The sequence below is a fragment of the Phycisphaerae bacterium genome (assembly GCA_019636475.1).
In the GTDB taxonomy this organism is placed as follows: Bacteria; Planctomycetota; Phycisphaerae; order UBA1845; family UTPLA1; genus JADJRI01.
Genome location: JAHBXN010000010.1, coordinates 1 through 26871, shown reverse-complemented (window position 1 = coordinate 26871; position 26871 = coordinate 1). Strand labels below are relative to the sequence as shown.

Below are 26871 nucleotides of genomic sequence, written 5' to 3'. Positions count from 1 at the left end.
CCTCATATTTCATCGTCCGGTCCGCGGTCCGAGTCTGCCCGTCCCGCGCGGCCGTGGGTGTCACGGCCCGGTCAGCAGGCAGTTCACAAACGGCTGGACGTCCATTCCGTTGGCGAAGCCGTCGCCGTTCATGTCGCAATCGCCGCCCACGCCGACAGCCACGAGGGTGACATACTCGCGCTGGTTATGCAGGGCCGAGTTGCAGTCGAGGACCGATTTGTCCGTGACGACCAGCCGCAGGGCATAGGCGCAGGGTGCCAGGGCCGCCGCGTTCCAGTTGGCCAGCACGCCGTTGATGACGGGCGTCGTGCCGCTGTTGATCAGAATCCAGCCGTGGGCATCGCCGCCGGCGTAATACAACTGCCAGCCCAGGAGATTGGCGTCGTTCGCCGTGCCGACGATCGGGACCACGCCGTCGACGAAGGTGCAGGAAACCGGCGAACTGATGACCGCGACGGGGGGCGTGTTGTCCACCGTGACGCCCACCGTTCGGGAATTCGCGCCGCCGATCGACGTGGCGGAGAGCCGAATCGAGTAGGATCCGTCGGCGAGAGCCGTGGTGTTCCATTGCCCCAGCGGCAGGTTGAGCACCGCGCTGGTTCCGTTTGCCAGGGTCGTCCACGCTCCGGCGCCCGGCCGGTATTCAAGCAGCCAGCTCAGCGCGCAGACGCCGTGCGAGACCAGGCCGTCGATGCACACGGCCGATCCGCCGAGGATCGCGCCCGCGGCGGGATAGTTGAGAACGGTCTGTGGCCCCTGATCCGCGTACATCAGGTGCACGTCGGTCGAAGTGTGCCCGCAGGCGTCGAGCGCCGTGAGTCGCAGCATGCGATAGCCGGGTGCGGCGGGGACCCAGTTCAGCAGGACGCCGTTGACAATCGGGGTGTGCCCCATGGCAACCAGGTTCCACGGGGAGGCCCCCATCCCTCGTTCCTCGAGCATCCAGGTATCCAGATTTCCCTCCGGATCGGTTGTGGTTGCGACGATCGGCGTGATGCCGGCTGCCGGGACGCACTGGAAATCCCCCAGGGTCAGGTGCGCGGTGGGCGCCATGGAATCCGTGTCGCAGGGATCGATGAGACACAGGCCCGATTCGCATGCGATGCCCGAGCCCTGCCAGACTCCACCCGCGCCAATGCAATCGGTCTGATTCATCACCGAGCAGGACTCGTCGGGGAAGCAGCAAGCGCCGTCGCGGAACTCCGCATCGAAGTACACGTCGTAGAACGATCCGCGGTAGTCGGTCCACGCGACGCATGCCTCCTGAGCTTTCGGCTTGGTCGGGTTGATGCAGATCGCGGGACGGCTGTAGGCCGAACTCGCCCAGTTGGCCTCGTTGACGAGCGCCACCGGGGCCCAGGGAAGCGGTGAGGTTGCATCGGTGGAGGTGTATTCGATGTTGTACGCACGCCAGAACGCGGCGTGGTAGAGACCGCCGCTGTCGCTGACGGACAATGCCACCGTCTTCTCATCGTCGAAGGTTCGTGGCAGCGGACCGCCGGAACTGAAGGACGTCCCGCCATTGGTCGAGTAGGCGCAGAAGATGTCGGTCTGCGATGCGAACGGCTGCGTGAAGGCGATCATCACCGTCGAAACGCCGACGGCCGCGGCAACCGATGGATGCCAGGCGCCGTCCTCGGCCGTGGTCAGCTGGATGGGGGCGCTCCAGGTGCCGCCGTAATTGGTGCTGCGCGTCACCCAGACCTGGGTCTTCCAGGCGCTTCCCGTCCAGCCGGCTTTCTCGAAAGCGACGAAAAGGCCCGCGCTGCCGTATGCGATGTCGGGGCGGCTCATGAACGACGAAGATTCCGCGCCGCCCGTGATATCCTGCGGCGCCGAATAGGTCAGGCCGTAGTCGAGGCTGCGCGTGAACTTGACGGCGTAGTAGTCGACGGCGTTCACGCTGTAGGTGACATAGACGTAGAACACGTCGTAGATGAGAGTATCCGTGCAGATGCGGGGGTAGATGTCCGGTGTCCCTGTGATCCCCGTTGCCGCAGTCACCGGCGTCCAGGTGCCTGAGGGGTTGCTTGGGTCGAATCGAATCACGATGATCTGCTTCGAAGAGTCGGACATCGTCGCTGCGTATGCAAGAAAGACCCATTTCTCTCCGGACGCGCGCTTGGCATAGGTGATCGACGGATTTCTGGATTCCGTGCCGGTCCTGAAACTTATCAACCATGCCCAGGTCTGACCGCCATCATTGGAGCGGTAGACCCGCACCCAGCCGTCGTAGGTCGCACCGTACTGTTCGACGGCAATGAACAGTACACCCTCCGGCGACTTGCACATTGCCGGCTCGACTTCATCGAATGTGGGATCTCCCACGAGAACGTCACTGAGCCAGCCCGATCGCGGTCTCTCTGTGAGATCGCCAATGAGCATCTGTGTTTCATCGGAAGCGCTGCTCATCGGACCACGTCGGCCGCCGGGCTCGGGTCGCTCCGGTGTCGTGTTCACGGCAGCGGGCGTCGGATCCACCTGCATTGCCGGGCGATCGTCCGCGGGGTCCGGTCTGGTGAGCGACTGCGCGACGACAGAGTTGGCCCACGCCAACCCAACGGGCAAGACGAGGCACAGCCACCAGAAGTTTCGCAAGGTATTGCTCGTCTTCACATACCTTTCCAAAGTGTTCGAGCACATGTTGATTCCTCCTGACAAGACTGGGATTCACTGATGCATCACGATGGTCCCCCAAAGAGATGCCCAATTCGCGATCCTTTCTCTGTGGCAGAATTCGGCCGGCGCGTACTGCATCCGCGTCCACAGAAAACTCGGCCGTTTGGAATTGATGAAAGCACGCCGGTAACGGCGCCCGTCGGTCCTGATGTTCGCGTCGAAGGGAATTACGTCGGACCTGCTCAGCGATGCCTTAATCATGGCACTGCGCTCGCGCAAGGCTCGAAGGGAATCGACGAATTTGTCGATAGTTGTTTCTTACGGGGTAGTTTCGGAGGTGGGCGGCGGGCTCCGGCCGTCGATCGAGCAACTTCAATGAAGAGAACTGCCCGGATCCTTCTTGGGCCGTCGCATCGCCGAAGCTACCTAAGCTCGCCGATGCCCTGGGAGCCGAGAGACACTGATGATAATGGATCTCGGTCGGCAAAGGCAATCGTGAATGTGCAACTTCGTGTGCGATTTCTCGCGCAGAAAGCTGTCGGCACACGGCGACTCGGTGATGATGCCGAGGGCGTGATGGCGTTAGGTCGCAACAGAACTCACCACGATGCGTTGAGGGCTATGCCGCGGCCAATCCCCAAGGCATCGCGATGGAGGCTTTCCCCTTGAAGCGCGTGGCTTAACGTAAATCATGCGGCAATCGAAGGATTGCATCACAATCGACTGAAGCACCTCGATTGAGTGCGCAATTTCAAACTTATGTGATTCCCTCGAAAGGTCTCGGCAGTTCGCCCCACCTGAATCGATTCGTTTGTTCGTGGAGTATGTCACCCGTGACCGGTGAGTGCGCAGCCGCCGCTGAATTCGCCGCAAGCAGTGCGGAAACTCCAACATTTCCCCGTTCTTATCAAGCAAGAGGGTCCATCCTGTGCCGCTCCATCTTCCGATTCGGATCGGCCGACATTTCTTTTCGGAGCATTGTTTCAGTTCGCACTGCAAAATTCCGCGGCGGATTGTAGAGGGGAGCAGGATCAGAGGCTGACGCATCGTCGATCGCGTCAGAGTCGGGCATCGCCGCCGCGTCTCCACGGGCCGAGGCGATGACTGCAATGACGACCTCACCGATCGTCGGAGATTGCGGTTTCCTTGGCTGCGCCGGAAGATGATGCCTCTCGGACGCTTCCGCGCGGCCGCCGTGTTGGCGGGTTTGTGAGAAGGCCGGCGCTCGTCAGGGGCATTGGATTGAAAACGAAACGACTCGATCAAGGAATCAGATCATGAAAATCGACGCAGCCTTTATCATCGGCTCAGGCACAATGGGTCGTGGCATCGCGCAGGTGGCGGCGACGGCCGGATTGACGACGTGGGTTTACGACGCCCGGGCGGAGCAGTTGGCCGGCGCGAAGGCGGATATCGAAAAAAGTCTCTCCAAGCTCGTGGAGAAGGGGAAGCTCGATGCGGACAAAGCGAGCGCCGCACGCTCCAACCTCAAAATGTGCGCGAAGCTGGACGAAGCGGACTGGCCAAAGGTCGGCATCGTGATCGAGGCCATCTATGAGAGCTACGATGCGAAGGTCGCGCTGTATCAGGATGTGCAGTCGAGATTGCAGCCTGATGCAATTCTTGCGAGCAATACGAGCAGCATCAGCATCACAAAGCTCGCGGCTGCCACGAATCGCGCGAACAGGTTCATCGGCATGCACTTCTTCAATCCTGTTCCGCTGATGTCGCTGGTCGAGGTGATTCGGGGCATCCAGACGGACGACGCGACCATTGAGGCCGTGGAATCCCTGGCGAAGCGGATGGGAAAGAACCCGTTGCGATGCAACGATATGCCGGGCTTCGTGAGCAATCGCGTCCTGATGCCGATGATCAACGAAGCGGCGTTCGCACTGATGGAAGGCGTCGCGGATGCAGTAAACATCGATGAGATCATGAAGCAGGGGTGTAACTTTCCGATGGGTCCCCTCACGCTCGCGGATTTCATTGGAGTGGATGTCTGTCTCAATATCCTTGAAGTGCTTCATCGAGACCTGGGCGATCCTAAGTTCCGCCCGTGTCCGCTGCTTCGGAAGCTCGTGGATGCCGGACGTTGCGGGCGCAAATCGGGATGGGGCTTCCACAAGTACACCGCATGAGCCGCGCCCGTTGTAGTTGAACATTCGAAGGCAGCCGCCGCAGCGCCTTGTTGATTCGAAGCGCCGCGTCTCGTCAACGCCGTGTTTTATGCGTGACACGGGGCCGCGCGATTCGTTACACTAGGACGTATCGGGTGCGCGGCTGCGCTCAGCCGGTTCGGGTCGCGCACTTCCAATCTGCGCTTATACCTGACTCGGGAGGCACGGGCCAATGGGCACAACGGAAGTTCTGTATCACCAGGACGGGCCGATCGGACGCATCACGTTTTCCACTGACGATGGGATTAATCTGATGTCGACACCCGTCATGGCGGCGATGGAGTGCCGCCTCGACGACATCCGCAACAACCATCCGGAAGTGCGCGTCCTGATCTTCACCGGTGCCGGCAAGACCTTTCTTGCCGGCGCGGATATTCGCGAGATGGACCGGGCGCCAGGCGACGCAGGAAAGGCATTTGCTCAGCGTGGCCAGCGATTCATGAATACCCTCGCGCGGTACGAACAGGCCGTGACGATCGCGGCGATCAACGGCCCGGCGCTCGGCGGAGGCTGTGAACTGGCGCTGGCGTGCGATCTTCGCGTGATGGCTCGCGAGGCGACCATCGGCTTTCCCGAGGTGAAGCTCGGGCTGATCCCGGGATGGGGAGGCACACAGCGCGCATTCGCGCTCATGGGGCCCGCCAAAGCGAGACGAATGATTTTCGTCGGCGAGGCGCTGCCGGGCGATGTGGCGGCGGAGGCCGAACTCGTGAACGAGGTCGTCCCCGGCGACGACTTGATGACCGTGGTGGATGCCATGGCCAGACGAATTCTTGCAAACGGTCCCGGCGCGGTACGGCTCGCGAAACGCGTCGTGTGCGCAACAGAACAGCATTGGCTCGAACGCAGCATGATGAGTGAAGCGGAGGCGTTCGGAGAGGCGTTCATCAGCGGTGAAGGGCGGGAGGGTCTGCGGGCCTTTGTCGAGAAGCGACAACCGGCGTGGGAATGAAGATTCTCTGGCGGCAGCCGGTCTGATTCGGGTCGGCGTTGTGTCCAGTCGACGGAATGCCTTAGAATGTCGGTTGACGTGCCCCAGTGCGACAAACCACCCTCGGAGTGCCCGTGATGGAACAAATCGTGCCGCAGACACGAGACATCGGACCCAATACGACGATTTCCGGCTTTCCCGTCAAAACGACCTACGGCCCGGAGGACGTGGCTGACGTCGATTACGACCGCGATCTGGGAAATCCCGGCGAGTTCCCGTTCACACGCGGCGTCCACAAGGAGATGTACCGCAAGCGGCTGTGGACAATGCGACAGTTTGCTGGTTTCGGATCCGCCCGGCAGACCAATGAGCGGTTTAAGTTCCTTCTCTCTCGTGGGCAGACAGGCCTGTCGACCGCGTTTGATCTGCCCACGCTCATGGGGCGGGACGCGGATGATCCGCTCTCGCTCGGGGAGGTCGGGCGATGCGGCGTCTCTGTGTCCACGCTGGCGGACGTCGAGACGATCTTCGACGGGATCAATCTCGGCAATGTGAGCGTTTCCAAGACGATTAACGCGCCGGCTGCCATCCTCATGGCATTTTACATCGCCACGGCCGACAAGCAGGGTGTGTCGCGCGCGAGTCTTCGCGGCACCTGCCAGAACGACATCCTTAAGGAATTTCACGCCCAGAATGAAGTCTACTTTCCGCCGGCGGAGAGCGTCGGCCTCGTCCTTGATACCATCGAGTTCTGCGCCAAAGAAATGCCGCAATACAACCCGGTCTCCGTCAGCGGCTATCACATTCGCGAGCGAGGCAGCACCGCGGGCCAGGAGCTGGCGTTTACGCTTGGCGACGGCCTGCACTACGTCGAGGAGAGCATCAAGCGCGGCATTGATGTGGATGATTTTGCCCCGCGAATCAGCTTCTTCTTCAACGCGCACAACGAGTTTTTCGAAGAAATCGCGAAGTTTCGCGCGGCCCGGCGAATGTGGGCGCACTTCATGCGAGATCGATGCGGCGCCAGGAACGAGCGATCAATGTGGTTGCGATTTCACGCTCAAACCGCCGGCTGCAGCCTGTACTCGAAACAGCCCTATGTGAATCTCATGCGCGTCGCTTATCAGGCGATGGCGGCGGTGCTTGGAGGCTGTCAGTCTCTTCACACCAACAGCATGGATGAGACGCTTTGCCTTCCGACCGAAGATGCCGTCACGCTGGCATTGCGGACGCAGCAGGTCCTGGCGTATGAGACCGGCGTCACGAGTGTGGCGGATCCGCTCGGCGGCAGCTATTTTATCGAGTCGCTTACAAGCGAACTGGAGGCTGAGGGACTCGGCTACATTGATCATATCGATCAGATGGGCGGGATGATCGCTGCCGTCGAGGAAGGTTACATCCGCCGCGAAATCGAGGATGCCGCTTACAAATACGGTCTTGCGGTCGAGCGAGGCGACAAGAAGCTGGTCGGCGTCACAGACTTCGCCCATGAAGACGAACCACCGATTGAGCTACTGAAAATCGGTAACGATGTCGAGCAGGCGGTCGTCGCGAGTCTGAAGCGTGTCAAGGCCGAGCGTTCGTCCGCCGCGGTCGCATCTGCGTTGAAGGCGATCACCGCCGAGGCCCGGGCCGGGCGAAATGTCATGCCCGCCCTGATTGACGGCGCAAAGTCCTATTGCACCGTCGGGGAGATGATGCGGGCCTTGGAAGATGCGCTGGGTCGATACGACACCGGGCAGTTGGGCTGATTGGTTCAGGCGGGCCTGCGGACCGGCCGAGCCGGGGAATTCGCGCTCCCTCGCCGGCCGCCTGACAATTCCGACGGACCGCGCGGCCTTCAACGAGATCGACATGAAGGCTGCCTTAGTGTCCGATCAACTGCTCTGCAAATGCTGCAATATCTGTGCCGTCCACCCGGCCGTCGCAATTGCGATCAGAGCCGAGTCGGCGCATCTGCTCGGTTTCAGTCCCTGACAACACATCGACAAAGATGGGAATATCATTCAGGTCCACAATGCCGTCCCCGTCCGGATCGGTCGTCTGGCAGGACGTGAACCAGGGCCGCGTAAACGGTGAGTCCAGCATGAACTGGAGCAGCAGTTCACCGACCTTCTGTTCCCCGGATTGCGAAGGATGCGTTCCGTCTGACTGCATATCGGCGCAGGTCCACACCAATCCATCATCGCGAGGTGTCAGCCCGTCGGCCCAGAGGTACGGTCCCCATGCAAGCCACGGGGCCGCGCCGGTGGCATAGTTCAGATTACCGGCGATCGGATCGATCCCGCCTCCTCTCATCTGCATGATTTGCGATTCGATGAGCCACTTGACTCCAAACGCCGATTCGTATGCGTACGGCTCCGGGTTCAGCGCCGTCGTCGCATAGCCCGCGTAGATTCGAGAAGACAGAAACGCCATTCGGAGATTCGGATACCGAATTTTCGCGGAGCGAACCAGGTTGCCGAGACCGGCCATCAAGCTATGCGCATTTGCGGCAGGCGATGGCAAGGACACGGTTGGTCCCGGAATGGCTTGCTTGATCCAGACAATCTGCACTTGTGCCTCGGACAGGCCGCGTGGAGTCAGGACTTGATCCCGCACGCGGTCGTAATTGGCATCGGTGGGGGAGTCCCAATTTGCCACGGGTTGCGCACCCAGCGCGCCGTTGACAACCTTCAATCCGACGGTCGCCACCGCGGGATGAGCCGCTGATTGGCCCATGAAGGTCCAGGGGTCGCACGGCTCCGCGCCGCCTGCTGAGCAGAATTCCTGGGTGGTATTTGACATGCCGATCGAAAGCAGGACATATCGTCCGGAAGGGCTCGGCCGGCCGCTGCTGTCGAGCGGTTCAATTGCGAATGCCCGGGCGCGCCCTTCCATTGCATGATCGACCGGCGGCTCATTCAGGCCGTCCAGGTACAAGCCGCCCTGGTATTGCCCGAGATACATGCCCGTTCCAAGTTCGTTCAACGGAACCAGACTGACCGACGTACGCGTGCAATCCGAACCGAGCGCACCGTTTGGCAGTCCGCTGGCCAGCATCAGGCCCGTCAGGGTCGGGAAGTAGAATCGACGCATCAATCCACGCTCCATTAATCCGGTGCTGGGATAAGCCTGGTGGGTTACCAGGCGTCTCTGACTATCTGCGTAACGATGGTCGAGGACAGGAAATTGCAATGATCTGGCGATCAGGGCCTCCAAGCGCCCGACGGGCTGGAATCGACCGCCGCGGCCCCCCAAGCGCCGCTTGCCGAATCGGTCCGCGATTGCGACAATACGTCGTTTACCGCCGTCCTGGGGTGCCGGGGCAACCATTGGCAGCGGGCGGCCAGCCGTATGAGGACAGACTGTGATCAAGAACGTACACGGTATCGAGCTTCACGGGCTTCAGCCAACCGGCCACGTCTACTGGAACGATTCGGTAGCAGCGCTGGTCGAGCGGTCAGTGAATCGTCACGAATCCCGATTGACGGCAACCGGAGCGTTGTGCGCGCTGACAGGCAAGCGGACCGGTCGTTCTCCGAACGACAAGTTCATTGTGAAAGACGCCGCCACTGAGAAGAAGGTCGCCTGGGGCAAAGTCAATCAGCCACTGGACTTCGCGTCCTTTGACAAACTGCACAAGCTGATGACCGATCACATGTCTCTCCGCGACTTGTTCGTGGTCGATGCGCTCGTGGGCGCGGATGAGCATTATGGGCTGCCTCTGCGAGTTGTGACCACCAAGGCGTGGCACGCCCTGTTCGCGCGACAACTGTTCCGGCGGCCGACAGCCGAGCAGATGGCGAAGACGCAGCCGGAGTTTGTCGTGCTCGGCGCACCGGATTGCCTCTCGGATCCGAAGACACACGGCACCAGCAGCGAGGCCTTCATTGCCGCCGATTTTTCGCGAAAGATCATCCTGATCGGCGGCTCACACTACGCCGGTGAGATCAAGAAATCGCTCTTCACGGTGATGAATTATCTGCTTCCGGAAAAGGGCGTCTTCCCGATGCACTGTTCCGCGAATGTCGGATCGAAGGGCGATGTGGCCTTGTTCTTTGGCTTGTCCGGCACCGGAAAGACGACGCTGAGCGCCGACCCGGCGCGTCGCCTCATTGGAGACGACGAACACGGCTGGTCAGATCGCGGCGTGTTCAACTTTGAGGGAGGCTGCTACGCCAAGTGCATCCGGCTTTCGGAGCAGCGCGAGCCACAGATTTATCGCGCCATTCGATTTGGTTCCGTCCTTGAAAACGTGGACGTGGATTCCGTCACCCGCACTGCAAACTATGACAGCGACCGGTACACCGAGAATACGAGAGCGGCCTATCCGGTTGAGTTCATCGATAATGCCATTCTTGAAGGACGGGCCGATTCGCACCCGACTGCCGTTATCTTCCTGACGTGCGATGCATTCGGCGTGCTTCCGCCGATTTCCCGGCTTTCGCCGGAACAGGCAATGTTCCATTTCCTGAGCGGCTATACCGCGAAGCTTGCGGGGACGGAGGCCGGTGTCGGTAGCGAGCCGCAGGCCACATTCAGCACCTGCTTCGGCGCGCCGTTTCTGCCGCTCGATCCGATGGTTTACGCTCGGTTGCTGGCCGACAAGATCAAGCGGCACGATTCACGCTGCTATCTCATTAATACTGGTTGGTGCGGCGGCCCGTTTGGCGTCGGTAAACGGATCGACCTGCCATCGACCCGCGCGATGGTCACGGCCGCACTCAACGGCGATTTGAAGGATGTGGAAACGACACCGGATCCCGTCTTCGGCCTGCATGTCCCCAGTAAAGTGACGGGTGTTTCCCCGGAATTGCTTCAGCCTCGCAAGACATGGCCGAATGCGGCAGCCTACGATGCCAAGGCAAAAGAACTCGCCGCGCTCTTTGCGAATAATTTTGAAAAATTCCCAAATGCGACGGCGGATGTGAAGGCCGCCGGACCCAAATAGTGGGAAGCGATCAGGTTAACGGCGTTCCATCTTCCCAGACCGAATTCCTACTCGTGGCTAGTCGTGAGCCGATCGGGCCACGGCCTTCTGGATCCTCACGGCCGGCTGCTTGAGTTGTCGGGAAAGCCCGGGCTTCGAATTATTCGGGCTCGGTGCGGGCCCGAATTCAGCATCGTTGTCACCAGCCGGCCCCGGCATCTGCTCGTTCATGTCGGCGCCGTCCATTCTCCCAGCATCCGTTGGCTCGAGTTGATCGGGGGCTGTGCGCACGACACCGGGCATCGGCGTCACCAACCGTGATATCTTAAGAAGGCGCTGCACGAAGAAGTCACCCGGATTCAATCTGTTCGCACGCTCAATATAAACCGATGCCGCGGCCGGGCCATCGGTGTAAGCCGTCACGTAGGCAAGGAGTGTCACCGCTGATGCACTGTGCGGGTGCCTTGCCACATAGGCCTTCAAAGTCGCCAGGTGAGTGGGAAAATCAATGGGATTGCGATATTCCGTGCGGACGTCGAAATAGGACTCGGTCAGATACGGCGCGAGCTCGAATGCCCGTGCTAGCAGCTTCACCGCCTCATCATATCGGCCGATCGCAAACAACGCGTGTCCCGCGTGGACGCGCGATGCGGCATCGCCTTGGTTTCGCTCCGAGGCGCCAAGCCACTCGATCGCAGCCCGCTCGTAGCGCCCCGCACGAAAATGCTCAATGCCTTGGCTCACACCCAGCCGATTGGCGTCCAGGAGTCGCCCGGCGCGCTCGGCCGCGATGTAGTCCATGTATTCGTGGTCCGCGTCGTATGCGCCTTGAATGTAGGCGTTTCCAAGTTCAGCCGACCCTGCCGTGCAAAATGGGCTGCCGCAGCCATAGCAATCGCTTGCCCACGATGCTCCAAAATAACCATAGCGGTAACGGCCGCTGTTCTGAATTTCCCGATAGCGGTAGCTGGGTATTTCTTGCGAGCGCGATCCAAGGGCGCGCGGGCCGTAGTCAAACTGGGGACGAAGACGGGGGCTCCAATTGTCGGGACGGTGTCGATCGGGAGCGATCGTGTAATAGCCTTGAGGCATTTTGAGGTATCGATCACCGTAAGGATGCGTCGGAGTTCGATTGACGGCGGCGTTTTCGTTCTGGGCTTGACGGCGTGTCTCATCGCCGGATTCGGCTCGCGGCCGCGATTTTTCAATTTCGCGCTCAAGTCGCGACGTCGATTGCTGCGCAGCCGTGACACTCAGAGAAAGCAGACTGACCCCCATCGCCAACGTACCGACGAAATGCCGAGTCATCGCGGATGCCTCCATTTTTCTTTGCATTCTAGCGGCCGGCTAGGTGTTCGCGTCGTCGAATCATGCCACGCGACGGGGATGCGTCGCGCATCGAGCCGGCTGAACTTCAGACACAGGCGGTCTGGTGATGGTTAGGCGGCGCAAAAAAAATACGAACCGGATCGCGTGAATTTTCGCAATCGGCGGCGTTGTTAGTGTTCGCTAACTCCGACGTTTACGGCAATCGGGCCCCGAGGCAAACTGCGCCGGAAATCATTACTTTAATTTTTCTCTCGACTTATGATCGACAAGGCGATTCAATTAGCGCCGAAACCGCGACAACTCATGTGCGATCCTTTGCCGATAGCTAGTAAGCCCTAACGAGGTGAACTATGTCCACGACCGCAACGAGTGCATCCAACGTCGAAAGCCGCGCTTCAGGCGTGCCTCTGCCGCTTCTGAGTGACTCGATCGAGCAGACGCTTGCCGCGGAGCGGGAGCGAATGATGAAAGAAGCCGGCCTGACTGTCTGCGACGTTCGGCACTTCAAACGGCCGGTTGAGCGTCCATTCACAAGGCAGGAGCGGGGGACGACGACTATCTGGGTTGGCGGCCTGACGATGCGGCACGACAATCTCGTCAAAGCAGGACTTGAAGGACTTGGTTACAAGGTCGACCTGATTCCGACTCCGCGCAAGGCTGATTTTCAGGCGGGCAAGGAATACGGCAACAACGGTCAATGCAACCCGACCTACTTCACCGTCGGCGCGCTCGTTAATCACCTCAAGCGAATGCGGGACGACCAGCACATTTCGGTTGAGGACATACTCAACGACCACGTTTTCATTACGGCCGGCGCGTGTGGCCCTTGTCGCTTCGGCATGTACGAGGCGGAGTATCGCCTTGCGCTGCGCAATAGCGGTTTCGACGGATTTCGCGTCTTGCTCTTCCAGCAACAGGGCGGTTTGAATCAGGACACGGTCGAGGCCGGCCTGGATTTCAATCTTAATTTCTTCCTCTCGCTGCTCAACGCCGTCTTCATGGGAGACATTCTCAATGAAGTGGCGTATCAGATTCGTCCCTATGAAATCGTTTCGGGCCAGACGAATCGCGTCTTCGAGCGGTGCGTCGCGCTGTGCCAGGAAGCACTCCGCAAGAAGAACTACGACGAGATAAACGGAGGCGCTCTGGCGGCGATTTTGTCCAAAATGGTTCCCGCAGTGAAAGACGGCGAGGACGCCGGCAAGTTCCTCGATCAGCTCAAGGGCACATACTATGCGGAGGTTTTTGAGCAGTGCCGCAAAATGATCAACGAGGAGATCGAGGTCGACTTCACCCGCAATCGGCCGATCGTGAAGATCACCGGCGAGTTCTGGGCGCAGACCACCGAAGGCGACGGCAATTTCAACATGTTCCCGTTTCTGGAGGAACAGGGAGCCGAGGTCCTCGTCGAGCCGGTCGCGACCTGGATCTGCTACATGCTTCATCAGGCTGGGTTGAAGGCGGGCGATCGCAAGGCCATGCGCGAAGATGGCAGCACGATTCCCGCGTGGGCTGTCGGTGAGCGGCTGGCCGCCGAATTCAGTCATCGCAAGAAGCTCTTCACATTGAATCTGGCCGAGAAGATCATCATTCGCGAATACAACCGGTTGCGCGAGGCCGTCGGGGGTACCGCCCATGAATTGGCGCCGCAGCTTGAGTTGACACGCATGGGGCACCCATATTACCACTCACGCTCCGGCGGCGGCGAAGGCCATCTCGAAGTCGCGAAGAACATCTACTATTCCTCGAAGGACATGGCCCACATGGTCCTCTCGCTCAAGCCCTTCGGCTGCATGCCTTCGACGCAGTCGGACGGCGCGCAGGCGGCCGTGACATCACACTTCAAGGACATCATCTATCTGCCGATCGAGACCAGCGGCGAAGGCGACATCAACGCCCACTCGCGCGTGCAGATGGCGCTCGGAGAGGCGAAGAACAAGAGCAAAGAGGAATTCAAGCAGGCGGTCGAGTCAACGGGTTACACAATTGACCAGATTCGCGAATTTGTCGCGCGACCGGAGAACCGCGATCTGCGCCGTCCGCTACTGCACATTCCGCACAACAAGGGAGTCATTGGGAAGGCGTCCAACTTTGTGATCTATGTCGGTCGAAAGATGAAGGTGGCCGGGGTGTAGAGGGAAACAAAGTGTCGCGCGGCGTTGCATTGACCCTTGGATGTTTGCTTACGTGCGGTGTGGTCGCCTGCCATCCGGGCGAAGACGCCGATGCGAGATTGCGACGATTCTCCGAGGGTTACATCGTCGTCGCGAGGGCACCTCTGGGCGAAAGAACGGTTGAATTGATGCGTACAAATGACGGCAATTTCGGGCCGTTTATACTTGTCGCGCGAAACGAGGCGGGAAATCTAGTGGACTTTTGTCAGGGTGAGTTTAGAAGTAGTTCTCATCCCGCCTTTTCAAATGGCGATGTGGTAGCTCTGGCCGCCAACAGCGGGGGCGAGGGTCACAAGCCGGCCCTATTCGTCTTTGATCGTCGTCGCGACAGGTTTGACATATTCGGAGATTTGTCATTGTACGGGTGCGGAATTCACGACAACCTGGTGATCGTCGGCGACCGTGTCTTTTTTGCCGCCTGTAAGTCGCTGACGCCGATCGGATGTCTCAATCTCTCGACGGGCAGGGTCGTCCGGTACGGCAAGCCGGCGGGGCAGAGCCCTAACTTTTTTGTCCAGGGGAAAACTGTCTTGACGAAAGGCGAAAACGACGCCCTGTATGAAATCGGTGAGACGAAACTAATTCCCCAGGCGATTAGCGACGCCGCCTTGGCACCAACAATGATATCCTTTGACAAAGTCTTTCAGCCGATTGGCATTGGACGCTGAGGATCTCGGTAAACTCTACCGTCCCGAAGGGCTGAGAGAGTCAGCCAGACAATTATGGGGATGGAGAAGTGTTTCGTCGCGGAGAAGCCGTGAACTTCCCTCTCCCTTCGAGGGAGAGGGAGTGGGGCGCACGCTTCGCGGCGGACTTGAGGCAGCAGGCACGACGAGAGCGCGAAAGTAACAACCAACTGGCACAAACGGAGCAATCCGATGGCATCTCATCATCTTGATTCTGACAAAGGCGGCGCGACGGGCGGTGGTTGTTCGACCCCGGGATCGTCCAAGTCGCTGCCGATCGCCAGGTCGGCCGACAGCGGGTCGTCCGGCGGCGGGTGCTCCTCCGGATCGTGTGGCACTAAGAGCGGTGAGCCGAAGGATGCCGTGCAGGGCTTCGTGCAACTGAACGTCGGTCTGGTCAAAGCTGAAAAGACCAGGCCGACGATCGAGGAGCTTCCGTTTGTTCCCACGGCCACGTATCCCAAAGGGCTGTTGATCGGCCTGGATGTCGGCAGCACGACGGTGAAATACGTCGTGATTGATCCCGTCACCGATCAGATACTCGCGAGCGATTACCAGCGGCACGACACCAAGCAACCGGAAAAATGCCTCGAAATGCTCCGCATCGTCGAGGAGCAGTTCCCCGACGTGCCTCGCAACGCATTCCGCATTTTCATGACCGGCTCGGGAGGCTCGTCGATCGGGCGGCGCATTGGTGCGCGTTTCGTTCAGGAAGTCAATGCCGTGTCACTGGCTGTCGAGAAGATGTACCCCGATGTGCAAAGCGTCGTGGAACTTGGCGGCCAGGACGCGAAGATCATCATTTTCAAACCGGATGAGGAAACCGGCAAGAAAAAGAAGATCCCCTCGATGAACGACAAGTGCGCCGGCGGCACCGGCGCGGTCATCGATAAAATCAATGCGAAGCTGAAAATCCCCGCGGCCGAGCTCTGCAACATGGGATACGTCGGCCTGAAGCTGCATCCCGTCGCCGGCAAGTGCGGCGTCTTCGCCGAAACGGACATCAACGGCCTTCAGAAGCAGGGCGTACCGCCGGATGAACTGATGGCGTCGCTCTTCGAAAGCATCATCCAGCAGAATCTGGCGGTCCTGACACGCGGGCACACGCTTCGCCCGCAGGTCCTGCTGCTTGGTGGACCGAATTGCTACATCAAGGGAATGCGGGATTGCTGGCGTCACAACATTCCCATCGTCTGGAAAGAACGCAAGGTCGAAGTGCCCGACAAGCCGATCGACGAGTTGATCATCGTTCCGGACAACGCACAGTACTTCGCTGCCATCGGCGCGGTTGAGTTCGCCAAGATCGAACTTGAGGAAGAGCCGAATCAGGGCGTCTTCCGCGGGCTGGCGGAGCTGGAGTGGTATATCAACGTCGGCCGGCTGGAGGAAAAGAAAGCGGCGGGCGGCCGCGGCCTCTGGAAGGACCGCGACGAGTTGGAATCCTTCAAACGGCAGTATTCGAAAGAAGCGTGGTCGGCACGGTCGTTCGCACCGGGCACCCGGGTTCGCGCTTTTGTGGGGATCGACGGCGGCTCCACCAGCACCAAGGGCGTGCTGATGGATGAGGAGAAGAACGTCGTCGCAAAGCACTATCAGCTCTCAAAAGGCAACCCGATCGAAGACATGATGGACATCTTCTCCGGGTTGCAGCGACAAATTGAGGAGCAGGGTTGCACCCTCGAAATCCTGGGGGTCGGAACCACTGGCTACGCGAAAGATATTCTCAAGGATGTCATCAAGGCGGATGTCGCGTTGGTTGAAACGGTGGCCCACACTCAGGCCGGGCTGCATTTCTATCCCGGCACGGACGTGATCGTTGACGTCGGCGGGCAGGACATCAAGCTCATCATCCTCAAAAACAATCAGGTCAAGGATTTCAAGCTCAATACGCAGTGCTCAGCAGGCAACGGCTATTTCCTCCAATCCACGGCGCAGGGCTTCGGCTTCAAGGTCGAGGAATTCGCTGATATCGCCTTTAGTGCCGAGGCCATGCCATCCTTCGGCTACGGATGCGCCGTCTTCATGCAGAGCGATATCGTCGACTTCCAGCGGCAGGGCTGGGCGCCGCAGGAAATCATGGCGGGCCTGTGCGATGTGTTGCCGAAAAACATCTGGCTCTATGTCTCGCAGATTCCCAACCTCGCCAAGCTGGGGACGAAGTTCATCCTCCAGGGCGGAACTCAGCACAACCTCGCGGCCGTCAAGTCCCAGGTTGATTTCATCAAGAGCCGATTCAAGGGCACCGGCATCGAGCCGGATGTTCGCGTGCACAAGTTCTGCGGCGAGGCCGGCGCGATCGGCTGCGCGGTTGAAGCCCACCGGCTCTATTTTGAGGCGGGACGCCGGACGAGTTTCATCGGGCTCGACCGTGTACAGCAGATCGAATTCCGCACCACGCGAAATGAAAACACGCGTTGCTATTTCTGCAAAAACAAGTGCCTTCGCACGTTTATCGACGTGAAAACCGGCGGTGACTGCGAGAGCGCTGGGCACAGCGGCGATCAGGAGCGTGCGACGGGCGTCCGGGTCAGTCTGAGCTCCCAGATCATCAAGCAGGGCCCCGAACAGGGGCACCCGACACGCATCAAGCACGGCGGCGATCCGGTCGCCGGCCAGTCACCACCTTCGGAAGCCCAAGATCCCGTGAAGCCTTCATCCAGGTCGAAATCGAAGGTGCCTCTTGCCGTCGACGAACAGCGGCTCATTATCGCGACCTGCGAGAAAGGCACCGTCGAGGATGTCAACGACATGCGAGAGATCAAGAAGGGTCTCGATGCCGTTAAGGAGAAGTACCCGGATTTCTCCGCCATCTTCGCAACCGAAGTATTCCGGCCGACGAACGTGCCTTGCGTAGCAGATCAGAAACCGGGATTCACCCTGAAGAACATTCTTCATCGCAAGGAAGTCGAGCGGCGGATCGGCTTGATGCAGCGACGACGGGACATTCGCATCGGAATGGTCCGTGCACTCAACATGTATTCCATGGCGCCGTGGTTCATGGCGTATTTCGAGGCGCTGGGACTGTCCAAAGCCAACCTGATCTGGAGCGACTACACCAGCGAGGAACTCTATAAGGAGGGCGCAAAGCGCGGCGCGATCGATCCATGCTTTCCCAGCAAGATTGGCATCCCCCATGTGCACAATCTGATCTACCACAAGCACCGGGAAAAGCCGCTGAATTACATCTTCTTTCCGATGATAGATTCGCTTCCGACTTTCCTCGAGGGGATTCAGGATACCCGCGCTTGTCCGACAGTGACCGCCACGCCGGAAGCGACCAAGGCGGCATTCATCAAAGAAAGCAATCTCTTTGCGGATTCCGGCATTGAATTCCTGAATACGTTTGTGAATTTCAAGGAACCGGGCCTTCTTGCGCGTCAGATGTTCAACGAGTTCCAGGACAAGCTCGGGCTCTCCGAGGAAGAAAACCTCCGCGCCTGCCGCGTCGCCTGGGACTACTACGACGAGTTTCACCGCAAACAGCGTGACGACGCGCGACGCCTGCTCGACCGGCTCGAAGCCAACGACGAGATCGGCGTCGTGCTGCTGACGCGGCCATATCACAACGACCCCGGCGTCTGCCATGAGATACCATCTGAGTTCCAGAAGATCGGAATTCCGGTCTTTACGATGGACTGTCTGCCGCGCGATCCGGACCTTCTCGAACGCCTCTTCGGCGAGGAGGTTCGTCGGGGCGATTTTGCCGGTCCCCTGACCATCGAAGATGCATGGAAGAATGCCTACAGCGAGAATACCAATCGCAAAGTCTGGGCGGCCAAATTTGCCGCGCGCCATCCCAATTTGGTCGCGCTCGAATTGTCCAGTTTCAAGTGCGGGCACGACGCACCGATCTATACGGTGATCGAGGAGATTGTCGAAAACAGCGGGACGCCCTATTTCTGCTTTAAGGACATCGACGAAAACAAGCCGACCGGATCCATCAAGATTCGCATCGAGACGATCGGCTACTTCCTCAGCCGCCACCGCGAGAAGCTGATAAGCCGCCGCCGCAAGGTGGCGGAAATTGAGGCGAAGCTGTCTGAATTGGAACGATCGCTTCGATCGGGTACCCCGATGGATTCGAAGGCGTCGATGACCGCGACGAGCAGCGTCCGGACGGCGGGCGTTGTCACTGTGTAGGGATTCTGCATCACGCCGGTGCTCTTCTAATAGTGGGGTCTTAATCGGGAACGCGGGGGGGGCCAGATTCCAGGGTGCGGCTTGCCGGCAAGCCGTACCGGATACCCGCCGTCGCATTCTCCCTTATTTCGAGCTGGGCCGGGGCCTGAATTCACGATTGGCGTGTGAACCGTGGAAACTTGCGCACTAATCTGTGGAAATACCGCTGGTTAGCGCGATGCGATTATCGTTTTGAAAATCGGCGCCGCCGGAATCCAGTTGACCGATCAGGGATGGCGCGCTAAATTCATGGCATCTGTTAGCCGGGGCCGTTGATTTCCGCCCGGTGATTGGTGGATTCGCGACCATGGCATCGGAATTGCCGTTGCAGTCTGCGCGAGCATGTTCAATTCCAAAACGAACAATTCGACCCCGCTGTTCCGCATGCTGAGCCGAAAGACGCTCTGGCGCCTCGTGTGGCTGACGGTCCTGCTGCTTCACGCTCCCGCCACGTTCCGCGTGTTCTCGTTGGCCTGGTTTGATGAGTCCAGATGGTCCAGCGCGTTTCTGATTGGAGCCACGAATCTCTTCTTCATCATCGAGATCGTCTTCGGTTGGTCGTTCAGGGTTCTCACAGACAGACGTCGCATCGTCACGTTTCTGGTCATCATCGCGTTGTTGCACGTTGGCGCGTTGGGACCCGCACTTTCCGGCATGACAGGCACGGAATGGACGATGTGCCTCGTGCTGACTTTCGCGTCAGTTGCCTTTGCTGCGCGGTTATTGCCCGCGCTGATGGTCATGGCCAAGGGTTGGTGGAATCTGCTGCACCAACCCGTCATTCAATTGGGCCGAAACCGGTATCATCTGGCGTCCGCGGCGAATCAGCCCGCACTCATTCGGCGATTTCTCTCGCCCAGCAGTTCGCACCGCGCACCTCCCTTTCCTGCCTGAATATCGAAGGCCCGTTGGCGGTGATCGGCGCCCGCCGCGGGATTTCCGCGCGGACTCTGTCCTCGTGAATCCCGTTGGTGAAGTCGCTCGGCCCGCTGACTGTTCCGGCCTGTTTTCCCAAGATACGAAGCCTGCTGCGCATTTGAACCGTCCGGCGGGCAATTGGTGCCGCTTACGGGCCCATTCGTGCGATCGACAGACGACCCAAGTCAGGACTCTACATTGGAGATGTGAAAGAAATGACACTGCAACGAATCGGATTCTTCGGCATTTCGTGCGCGTTTGCGATGGCGGCGCGGACCGCAGTCAGCTCAGCCGCACTGGTGCCGTTCACTGAAAATTTCACAGCGGATTCTGCCAACTGGCGGATGGCAGATCAGGTGACGCCGTTGGCATGGAGCCCGAATGGCGGTCCAGGCGGCAGCAGCTTCGCTTCCGGCAATTTCAGCTTCGCCAACAATCTCGCGGGCACGGATCAATCGATTCTTCGCGGTCACAATTCGTTCGGCGCGAGCGGCGGCGCATTCGTCGGCAACTGGTTGACCGACGGCGTGACGGATTTTTCGTTCTGGTTCAGGCACGATGCGCCTGTGCCGGTTCAGGTTTTCAGCCGCTATGCAAAGCCGTTTTCTGCCGGTGCGGTGTCATTCGACGTGACGCCGGTTCAGCCGAATACGTGGACCAAACTCACATTCAATCTGTCGTTCGGCAGCTCAACACTTGTGCTGGAGGGCTTCCCGAATCTCGCGACCTACAACAACGTGTTCAGCGATGTGCAGGATTTGCAGATCGGCATCCGCACACCGGCCGGCATTGCGCAGACGACTCCGTCGTATCGATTTGACATCGATCAGGTGTCCATTCTGCCTGAACCGGCGAGCGCCTTTCTGTGCTGCACCGCTTTGGCGGCGCTTCTAACAAGGCGCCGCCGACGCAACGGATGACGTGGACCTTGGGGGGCGGTCGGCTGCGGTCTGGTTGAGAGGCCGCGCCGACTGTTCCTTCAAGGGCCTTTAAATAGGCAGTCGAATTTCTGGATGGTGGGAATTGCAACTGTGAACTATGGACTCGACATGACGGTCAGTGCGGCACGGCGACAGTTGCGCGGCGAACTCATCGCTGCGGGATTCGCAGTCTTGACGGTCATTGTGCCGGCACGGGCACTGGCCGATACCGGATTTCTGTTCGCATCGCCATCGGATGACCGATGGCATTACCCTTTCAATCCGCTGCCGGGCACGCGCAGCGTGGGCTCGACGTTCGGCACGGTCGGCGATCGGGACTTTTTCGGAAATCAGCGATTCAACGAACGCGACGGCGTTTTGATTTTCGGCTGGCGTACCGATGCTCAGATTCCGACCGGCCAGGGGTCCGCGAACTATCGCATCAAGTCGATCAAGATCACGCTCAAGCACCTCGCAAACGCGGATTGGCCAATCGATACCACATCGGACGAATGGTACACCTACGACGTCAATGCCGACGGCCAGATCAACGCGGACGGCATTCCGCGAGGGCAGCCAGGCGACACCGATGGTGAGAGCGATGATCTGGATGCAGGACGCCCGTTCGAATTGTTCGGCGCGGGTTTCAATCCTGACGGGGAGTTTTTCGATGAAGCGACGTGGACCGAAACGTCATTCTTCGAAGGGTGGAATCAGGAACCGTTCGTCGTGGCGAGAAATCCGTACCCCTTCGTCTATCAGGCCGGAACGCTTGAGAAACTTCACTGCGAGGACAACGTTTCGGGGCTTCATAACACGGATTTCGGTGTTACGCGCTTCACGCCGATCCCGTGGGCCGTTGGCGTCCCCAACAATTACACACCGGGTAATCAGCCGACGCCGTTCGATGTGGAATTCGACATCGATCTGTCATTGAGTTGCGACGAGGTGCGGCGCTACTTTCAGGATCAGCTCGATCGCGGTCGAATTCTTGTGATCGTGACTTCTCTGAGCGAGACGTTTATGCAGGCGGGCACGGGTTTTCCGCAATTTTATCTGAACACAGGCGTGCCTGGGCAGAACCCATATCCTGCTCGGCTCGAAATCGTGCTTTCAGACGTTGAACCGGGTGATATCGACGGTGACGGCAATGTCGATTCGGCCGATGTCGCCGCCTTCGTGTCGGTCCTGCTCGACCCTGATGCCGCGCTGGCGGCATATCGCGAGCGGTGTGATTTCAACGGCGATCAGACAGCGAACGGCGCAGACATTGCATCGTTCGTCACGACTTATCTTGGCGGGTGTTGAGCCGGGGTTTCATGCCCGGGTGATTGGTGAGATATGAGAGAGAACTCAAACATGTCAGCCGCCAGTTGTGGATGCAATCGACAGGTTTGCAAGCGCGCGCGGCGCGGATTCACCCTGATCGAGCTGCTGGTCGTCATTGCGATTATCAGCGTCCTTGTCTCGATCCTGATGCCCGTGCTGAGCAACGCGCGGGATCGTGGACGGCGCATCGTTTGCATGAACAACCTGCGCAACATCTGGACCGGTATCTGGAGCTATTCGCTCGTCTGGGACGATCGGGCTCCATTTCTTGAAGACATCAATCTCAACGACCCCAACGCGGACCCGTTCGATGCCGCCTATCCGACAACCGTTGGGGTGGTCATGGAATCCTACATCGTTCAAGGGAGTTGGCGGTGTCCATCGGCGGTCGCCGGCTTCCCGGCAAATGCCGGTGTCGGCGGCTGGAAAATGACCTACACGTTCAGTGTCGCCGGCCCCGTGGGAAGCGGAGTCCCCTACGATCAGGCCGAAGGCGCGCACACCGGTGGACCACTCGATCCATTAATCAGCAACTACGTTCATTTTGACGGCCGCTTCATCAAGCTGCTCGACGGGCGGCGTTATGTGCAGGAAGGCGGAATCAACACCGGACCGCGCGGGCGCTGGAATGTGCGCCGGGCCATCGTCGCGGAGGCGAAAGCGGGCTTCGGCGGCCGCTTCAGCTATCCGCATCGGGGGGCAAATGATGCGCGCCTTGATCTGGGTGGCTCACGCGACGCATTCCTGAACAGCACCAACGCGAAGTCGGCGCGCACGGGATATTTCGAACTGCATGCCGACGGTGAAACTCCGACGATCCTGTTCACGCGATCGTGGGAGCAGCATGCTCCAGGGTATTGACATCGCCTGAAGACGCCTGGTCGCGCTATGTCCGCTCGATTGGCGTTCCGCTCTGAAATTGGCTATAACGCCTTGCATGAGCGCGAACGAAGTTTTTCACCATCGACGGCTCGCCTGTGGCGCTGAGTTCGCCGCGATTGCATTGCCGGGCCGGCATACGACCTCTTTTCAGATTCGACTTCTGTGCGGCCTGGTCGACGAGCCCGACGACCAACTGGGCCTTGCGCGGATCGTCGAGGAGACCGTCGGCAAGGGTACGGAGAAACGCACGGCACGGCAGCTTAGCGATGCGTTTGATGCCATCGGTGCCCAGGCCGGCAGCGGTGTCGGCCGGGAATCGATCGTGTTTCGCTGCAGTTGCCTGCCGGAGTTCACGGCTGAAGCGCTCGCGTTGCATGCCGAGATGCTGCGCACGCCGACGTTTCCGCAGGAGTATTGTGATGTCGCGCTTGAACTCGGATTGCAGGAACTCGCGGCGATCGAGGATGATCCTTCCGAATTGGCCAGCCGCCTGATTTCGCCTCATGCGTTCGGCAGGCTGCTGGGTCGTCATGAGTTGGGCACGCGCGAGTCTCTGGAGCGAATTAACCGCGAGGCGATCGTCGAATTCTGGCGAAGCAATTTTTCGGCCAATCGAATGCAATTCACCATCGGCGGCGCATTTGATGTCGAGAAAGTCGCGTCGGATGTGGATCGCCTGTTCGCCGGTTTCGGCGATCATGTCAGTTCGGGGCGAGGTTGCGTGCCGGTCGAGTTTAATCCCGGCGTGCGTCATCATCACAAGGAGACCGAGCAGCAGCAGATTCTCATGTGCTATCCCGGCGTCGCAGTGACGCATCGCGATTATGCGGTTGAGCGCGTCATGCTCGGCGTGCTCGGCGGCGGGATGAGTTCCCGACTGTTCACCGAGGTTCGGGAAAAGCAGGGCCTTGTTTACTGGGTCGGCGCGTGGGACGACCATCCCAAGGGTTCGGGCCTGATATTTCTCGGTGCATCGACCACGCCCGCGCGATGTGATCAGACCATCAGGACGCTGCTACGGGAAGTTGAGCGCCTCGGCGAAGATCTGACCGAGGCCGAGCTTCAGCGCGCAAAGGTCGGAATCATCGCCAAGATGCAGACGCACGGTGACATCACCCGGGCGCGACTGGGTGAGTTGTCCGCGGATGTTTTCCATCATGGCCGTCCCATCGGCGCCGATGAAAAAACCGCACAGATTCAAGCGGTGACGACGGCGGATATTCGACGCTATCTTGAGGAACACCCGCGTGACCGGCTTTGCGTGCAGACGCTCGGTCCCCGCGTCATGGAGGCACTTGCATGACAAAGAAGCCCGGCGCAAATGGATTTGTCGAACACACGCTCGCCAACGGCCTCAAAATCGTGATCGAACCGATGCCGCATGCCTCCAGCGCGGCCGGCGGATTTCTCGTGCGCACCGGCGCGCGCGACGAGGATTCACACCTGGCCGGGGTTTCGCACTTTCTGGAGCACATGTGTTTCAAGGGCACCGCTCACCGCGATTGGAAGCAGATTACCAACGAATTCGACGACATGGGCAGCACTTACAATGCCTATACATCCAAGGAGCGGACAGTCTATTTCGGCTGGGTACGCACGGATGATTTCGAGCGGCAGGTTGAACTGCTGGCCGACATGATGCAGTCGGTTGTTCCGCCGGAAGAATTCGAGATGGAGAAGAAGGTGATCCTCGAAGAGATCGCCATGTCGGAGGACTCCATCGAACGCAAGGTCTACGACCTCATGCACGAAGCTGTTTACCCCGGGCATCCGCTCTCGTGGCCGGTGCTCGGCACAACTGCATCGGTCAGCGGTCTGACGCGCGATCAGTTGCACGGTTATTTTCTTGACCGCTATCATCCCGCCAACATGGTGCTGATGGTGGCCGGCGCGGTAGAGCCGAATAGCGTGATAGAAATGGCGGACCGGCTCTGCGGCCAGTGGCCAGTCCGCGCGCCGCGACCAGCACGTCATCGACCGAAAGCGGAGCTGTCGGGCGTTCGCAAGGTCGTCGCCGAGCGCTTTCAACGGCAGGCGATCGGTCTGCTGTATCCGGGACCGTCGGCCTTGCACGAAGACCGTGATAACGGCGATGTGCTTGCCTCGATCCTCGGCGGACAGAATTCCCGCTTTTTCTGGAACATCATACAGGCCGGTGTCGCGGCGCATGTCGCGGCCGGCCGGCTCGACTACTGCGATGACGGCATGATGATCGCTTTCGGTTTCAGCGAGCCGGACCGCTGCCAGCAGCTCCTCGATGCGATGCGCCGCGAGCTGGACAAAGTCATGAAGGAGGGCGTGACCGAAGACGAGGTGCAGCGTGTCAAGAACCGTTCGCGCACCGGCCTCGCGACGGAGGCCGAAGCGCCTTACTACCGCCTCATGCAGATGATTCAGGATATCGACGATTTCGGCAGGCCGCGCAGCGTTGACGAGCGGCTCGCAGCCATCGATGCCGTCACTCCCGAATCAATTCGCGGCTATCTCCAGCGCTGGCCGCTCGCCGGGGATTGTATGCTTATCAGTTTGGGGCCGCGAGATTGGCCGACGTAAAATCGCCGTGATCTCAGACCGCGTGTCAGCAGCAGCAGCAGCCGGAGTGGGCGCGATTAAAATGCGTTGATTATCGTTAGAACGAGCTCCACCACACCGAAAATGATCGCGAGCACGCCTTGGGTTGTGTTGGAGTTGTTGGAGTCACAACTCGCACCCATCATGAAGGGCAATCCGACAATCGACAACTGAATCAGGCGTCGGGTCATTCGATTTCGCATCACATGGTCTCCAAGCGAGGTTGCGCCAAAGGCATCGGATTATAGCATCTGATGGTCCACGGCAAAAGCGATCGCGACGCAGCAGAGCGGATCGCTTCACGTTGAATCCAATCAGCGTATTGTGACGGGCTCGGCAAAAAATGGAGACGCCCGAATTCGGTCTTCCTTAACTCAACCAGGGGTCGCGAAGGGATCGCGCCGCCGCCATTTCGATATTGGCACCCCAAACCGGTGCACCGAATCTTGTCAGTTTCGGCGATGCGCTGCTTGGTCGGTGCGCGCGGAAACTGGTTGGCGGATCTTCTTTCGTCAATCCGTTCGAGATGATTGAACCGGCAATCATAAAACGCCAGGCCGCCATGACGTGGCGAATCGATCGTGTTTTCGTTTTCACCAAAGATGTCACCATCGCAGCATGCCGTTGTAGTGCATTCGGCGCACGATGCTGAGTGGGCGGACGATTGGACGCGGAGGCAAAATAAAGATAAAAAATTCTTGACTGTACTTGGGGGGGGGGGTACATTCCTTCTTGTCGTTGCAGAATTTGAAGCGTACTGTTGACTCAGGTCGGACATACGGGCATTGATGCGATTTGATTCTTGTGCCGGATCAGATTTTGGGCTGCAATGTAATTACAATAGGGAGGAAGGAATATGACAAGTGTGTCGGGAGGACCCAGTGCGCACTCAAAAATGCAGTTGGCTTGCGTCGCGTTCGCGGCTTCGATCGGCTTCCTCTGGTGCATCGGTCCGGTGACGAGGCTTGAGGCATGCCCTCCCATCCCTTGCGATCCGGCTTCGCCGTGTCTGTATGATCCCGTTGTCAATGACCGACTTTGTTTTGTAGAAATCATGCCAAGCGATCCTTGCAGTTGCCACGGCGAAGAGAATTGCACAGCATGGTATCTTATGATCGTCGGCGCAAATCAGTCGTTCGCACTTCCAATCGAGGATCGGGAGCCGCCATCCTGCGTGTTGGATGGTCCGTGCTATCAGTGCTTTGAATGGCAAATCCTGCCGTGTTATTACACGTATAAATGTG

General features: G+C 59.3%; 18 protein-coding genes and 1 pseudogene. 15 read left to right on the top strand and 4 right to left on the bottom strand.

The window, feature by feature from the left end; all coding sequences use genetic code 11:
• Positions 1-60: 60 nt before the first annotated feature.
• Entirely contained in the window at positions 61-2643 is a 2583-nt protein-coding gene (locus KF841_14640) for an exo-alpha-sialidase (GenBank protein MBX3396596.1), read from the bottom strand.
• Between the two features lie 1253 nt (positions 2644-3896).
• Here KF841_14640 and KF841_14635 point away from each other — a divergent pair.
• The 3 genes from KF841_14635 (at position 3897) to KF841_14625 (ending at position 7478) form a co-directional block, all read left to right on the top strand.
• The gene (locus KF841_14635) at positions 3897-4757 is read left to right on the top strand and encodes a 3-hydroxybutyryl-CoA dehydrogenase (protein MBX3396595.1); all 861 of its coding nucleotides are present in this window, start codon (positions 3897-3899) and stop codon (positions 4755-4757) included.
• Between the two features lie 211 nt (positions 4758-4968).
• Positions 4969-5748, top strand: coding sequence for an enoyl-CoA hydratase/isomerase family protein (locus KF841_14630; GenBank protein MBX3396594.1), 780 nt, complete (start codon positions 4969-4971; stop codon positions 5746-5748).
• Between the two features lie 116 nt (positions 5749-5864).
• Positions 5865-7478 (top strand): methylmalonyl-CoA mutase, encoded by a 1614-nt coding sequence (locus KF841_14625; GenBank protein MBX3396593.1) that lies wholly within the window; start codon positions 5865-5867, stop codon positions 7476-7478.
• A gap of 115 nt (positions 7479-7593) precedes the next feature.
• Here the strand turns inward: KF841_14625 and KF841_14620 are convergent, their stop codons facing one another.
• Entirely contained in the window at positions 7594-8805 is a 1212-nt protein-coding gene (locus tag KF841_14620; GenBank protein MBX3396592.1) for a hypothetical protein, read from the bottom strand.
• A gap of 274 nt (positions 8806-9079) precedes the next feature.
• On the opposite strand from KF841_14620, the gene pckA reads away from it, so the two are divergent.
• Positions 9080-10660: a phosphoenolpyruvate carboxykinase (ATP) gene (pckA, locus tag KF841_14615; protein ID MBX3396591.1), complete on the top strand. Its 1581-nt coding sequence runs from the start codon at positions 9080-9082 to the stop codon at positions 10658-10660.
• Positions 10661-10717: 57 nt separating this feature from the next.
• On the opposite strand, the gene KF841_14610 is transcribed toward pckA, so the two are convergent.
• The gene (locus KF841_14610) at positions 10718-11947 is read right to left on the bottom strand and encodes a CDC27 family protein (GenBank protein ID MBX3396590.1); all 1230 of its coding nucleotides are present in this window, start codon (positions 11945-11947) and stop codon (positions 10718-10720) included.
• A 485-nt stretch (positions 11948-12432) separates the two neighbouring features.
• Here KF841_14610 and KF841_14605 point away from each other — a divergent pair, with 485 nt between their 5' ends.
• The 10 genes and pseudogenes from KF841_14605 (at position 12433) to KF841_14560 (ending at position 25609) form a co-directional block, all read left to right on the top strand.
• Complete coding sequence (locus KF841_14605; GenBank protein ID MBX3396589.1) at positions 12433-14103, top strand: activator of (R)-2-hydroxyglutaryl-CoA dehydratase; 1671 nt, start codon at positions 12433-12435, stop codon at positions 14101-14103.
• A gap of 11 nt (positions 14104-14114) precedes the next feature.
• The gene (locus KF841_14600; protein ID MBX3396588.1) at positions 14115-14810 is read left to right on the top strand and encodes a hypothetical protein; all 696 of its coding nucleotides are present in this window, start codon (positions 14115-14117) and stop codon (positions 14808-14810) included.
• Positions 14811-15020: 210 nt separating this feature from the next.
• A pseudogene (locus tag KF841_14595) lies at positions 15021-17294 on the top strand (CoA activase).
• 282 nt (positions 17295-17576) lie between these two features.
• Positions 17577-18968, top strand: a complete 1392-nt coding sequence (locus tag KF841_14590) for a hypothetical protein (GenBank protein MBX3396587.1) — start codon at positions 17577-17579, stop codon at positions 18966-18968.
• 381 nt (positions 18969-19349) lie between these two features.
• Positions 19350-19901 (top strand): hypothetical protein, encoded by a 552-nt coding sequence (locus KF841_14585; protein ID MBX3396586.1) that lies wholly within the window; start codon positions 19350-19352, stop codon positions 19899-19901.
• A 239-nt stretch (positions 19902-20140) separates the two neighbouring features.
• Positions 20141-20845: a PEP-CTERM sorting domain-containing protein gene (locus KF841_14580; GenBank protein MBX3396585.1), complete on the top strand. Its 705-nt coding sequence runs from the start codon at positions 20141-20143 to the stop codon at positions 20843-20845.
• A gap of 111 nt (positions 20846-20956) precedes the next feature.
• The gene (locus tag KF841_14575; protein MBX3396584.1) at positions 20957-22153 is read left to right on the top strand and encodes a dockerin type I repeat-containing protein; all 1197 of its coding nucleotides are present in this window, start codon (positions 20957-20959) and stop codon (positions 22151-22153) included.
• 51 nt (positions 22154-22204) lie between these two features.
• Positions 22205-23035, top strand: coding sequence for a type II secretion system protein (locus tag KF841_14570; protein ID MBX3396583.1), 831 nt, complete (start codon positions 22205-22207; stop codon positions 23033-23035).
• A 76-nt stretch (positions 23036-23111) separates the two neighbouring features.
• Positions 23112-24359 carry an insulinase family protein gene (locus tag KF841_14565; protein MBX3396582.1) on the top strand — a complete coding sequence of 416 codons (1248 nt, stop codon included), beginning with the start codon at positions 23112-23114 and terminating at the stop codon, positions 24357-24359.
• Positions 24356-25609, top strand: a complete 1254-nt coding sequence (locus KF841_14560) for an insulinase family protein (protein MBX3396581.1) — start codon at positions 24356-24358, stop codon at positions 25607-25609. The genes KF841_14565 and KF841_14560 overlap by 4 nt, the downstream gene beginning before the upstream one ends.
• A gap of 56 nt (positions 25610-25665) precedes the next feature.
• Here KF841_14560 and KF841_14555 read toward each other — a convergent pair whose 3' ends face one another.
• On the bottom strand, positions 25666-25830 hold the full coding sequence (locus KF841_14555) for a hypothetical protein (GenBank protein ID MBX3396580.1): 165 nt from the start codon (positions 25828-25830) through the stop codon (positions 25666-25668).
• A 653-nt stretch (positions 25831-26483) separates the two neighbouring features.
• Between KF841_14555 and KF841_14550 the strand changes: the two genes are divergently transcribed.
• A partial coding sequence (locus tag KF841_14550; protein ID MBX3396579.1) for a hypothetical protein occupies positions 26484-26871 on the top strand: 388 nt, incomplete at its 3' end.

Bases quoted from the DNA above. Each gene is read 5' to 3' on its own strand.
- KF841_14640 (MBX3396596.1), bottom strand. From the start codon at position 2,643: ATGTGCTCGAACACTTTGGAAAGGTATGTGAAGACGAGCAATACCTTG.
- KF841_14635 (MBX3396595.1), top strand. From the start codon at position 3,897: ATGAAAATCGACGCAGCCTTTATCATCGGCTCAGGCACAATGGGTCGT.
- KF841_14630 (MBX3396594.1), top strand. From the start codon at position 4,969: ATGGGCACAACGGAAGTTCTGTATCACCAGGACGGGCCGATCGGACGC.
- KF841_14625 (MBX3396593.1), top strand. From the start codon at position 5,865: ATGGAACAAATCGTGCCGCAGACACGAGACATCGGACCCAATACGACG.
- KF841_14620 (MBX3396592.1), bottom strand. From the start codon at position 8,805: ATGCGTCGATTCTACTTCCCGACCCTGACGGGCCTGATGCTGGCCAGC.
- KF841_14610 (MBX3396590.1), bottom strand. From the start codon at position 11,947: ATGACTCGGCATTTCGTCGGTACGTTGGCGATGGGGGTCAGTCTGCTT.
- KF841_14605 (MBX3396589.1), top strand. From the start codon at position 12,433: ATGAAAGAAGCCGGCCTGACTGTCTGCGACGTTCGGCACTTCAAACGG.
- KF841_14590 (MBX3396587.1), top strand. From the start codon at position 17,577: ATGCGAGAGATCAAGAAGGGTCTCGATGCCGTTAAGGAGAAGTACCCG.
- KF841_14585 (MBX3396586.1), top strand. From the start codon at position 19,350: ATGTTCAATTCCAAAACGAACAATTCGACCCCGCTGTTCCGCATGCTG.
- KF841_14580 (MBX3396585.1), top strand. From the start codon at position 20,141: ATGACACTGCAACGAATCGGATTCTTCGGCATTTCGTGCGCGTTTGCG.
- KF841_14570 (MBX3396583.1), top strand. From the start codon at position 22,205: ATGTCAGCCGCCAGTTGTGGATGCAATCGACAGGTTTGCAAGCGCGCG.
- KF841_14565 (MBX3396582.1), top strand. From the start codon at position 23,112: ATGAGCGCGAACGAAGTTTTTCACCATCGACGGCTCGCCTGTGGCGCT.
- KF841_14560 (MBX3396581.1), top strand. From the start codon at position 24,356: ATGACAAAGAAGCCCGGCGCAAATGGATTTGTCGAACACACGCTCGCC.
- KF841_14555 (MBX3396580.1), bottom strand. From the start codon at position 25,830: ATGCGAAATCGAATGACCCGACGCCTGATTCAGTTGTCGATTGTCGGA.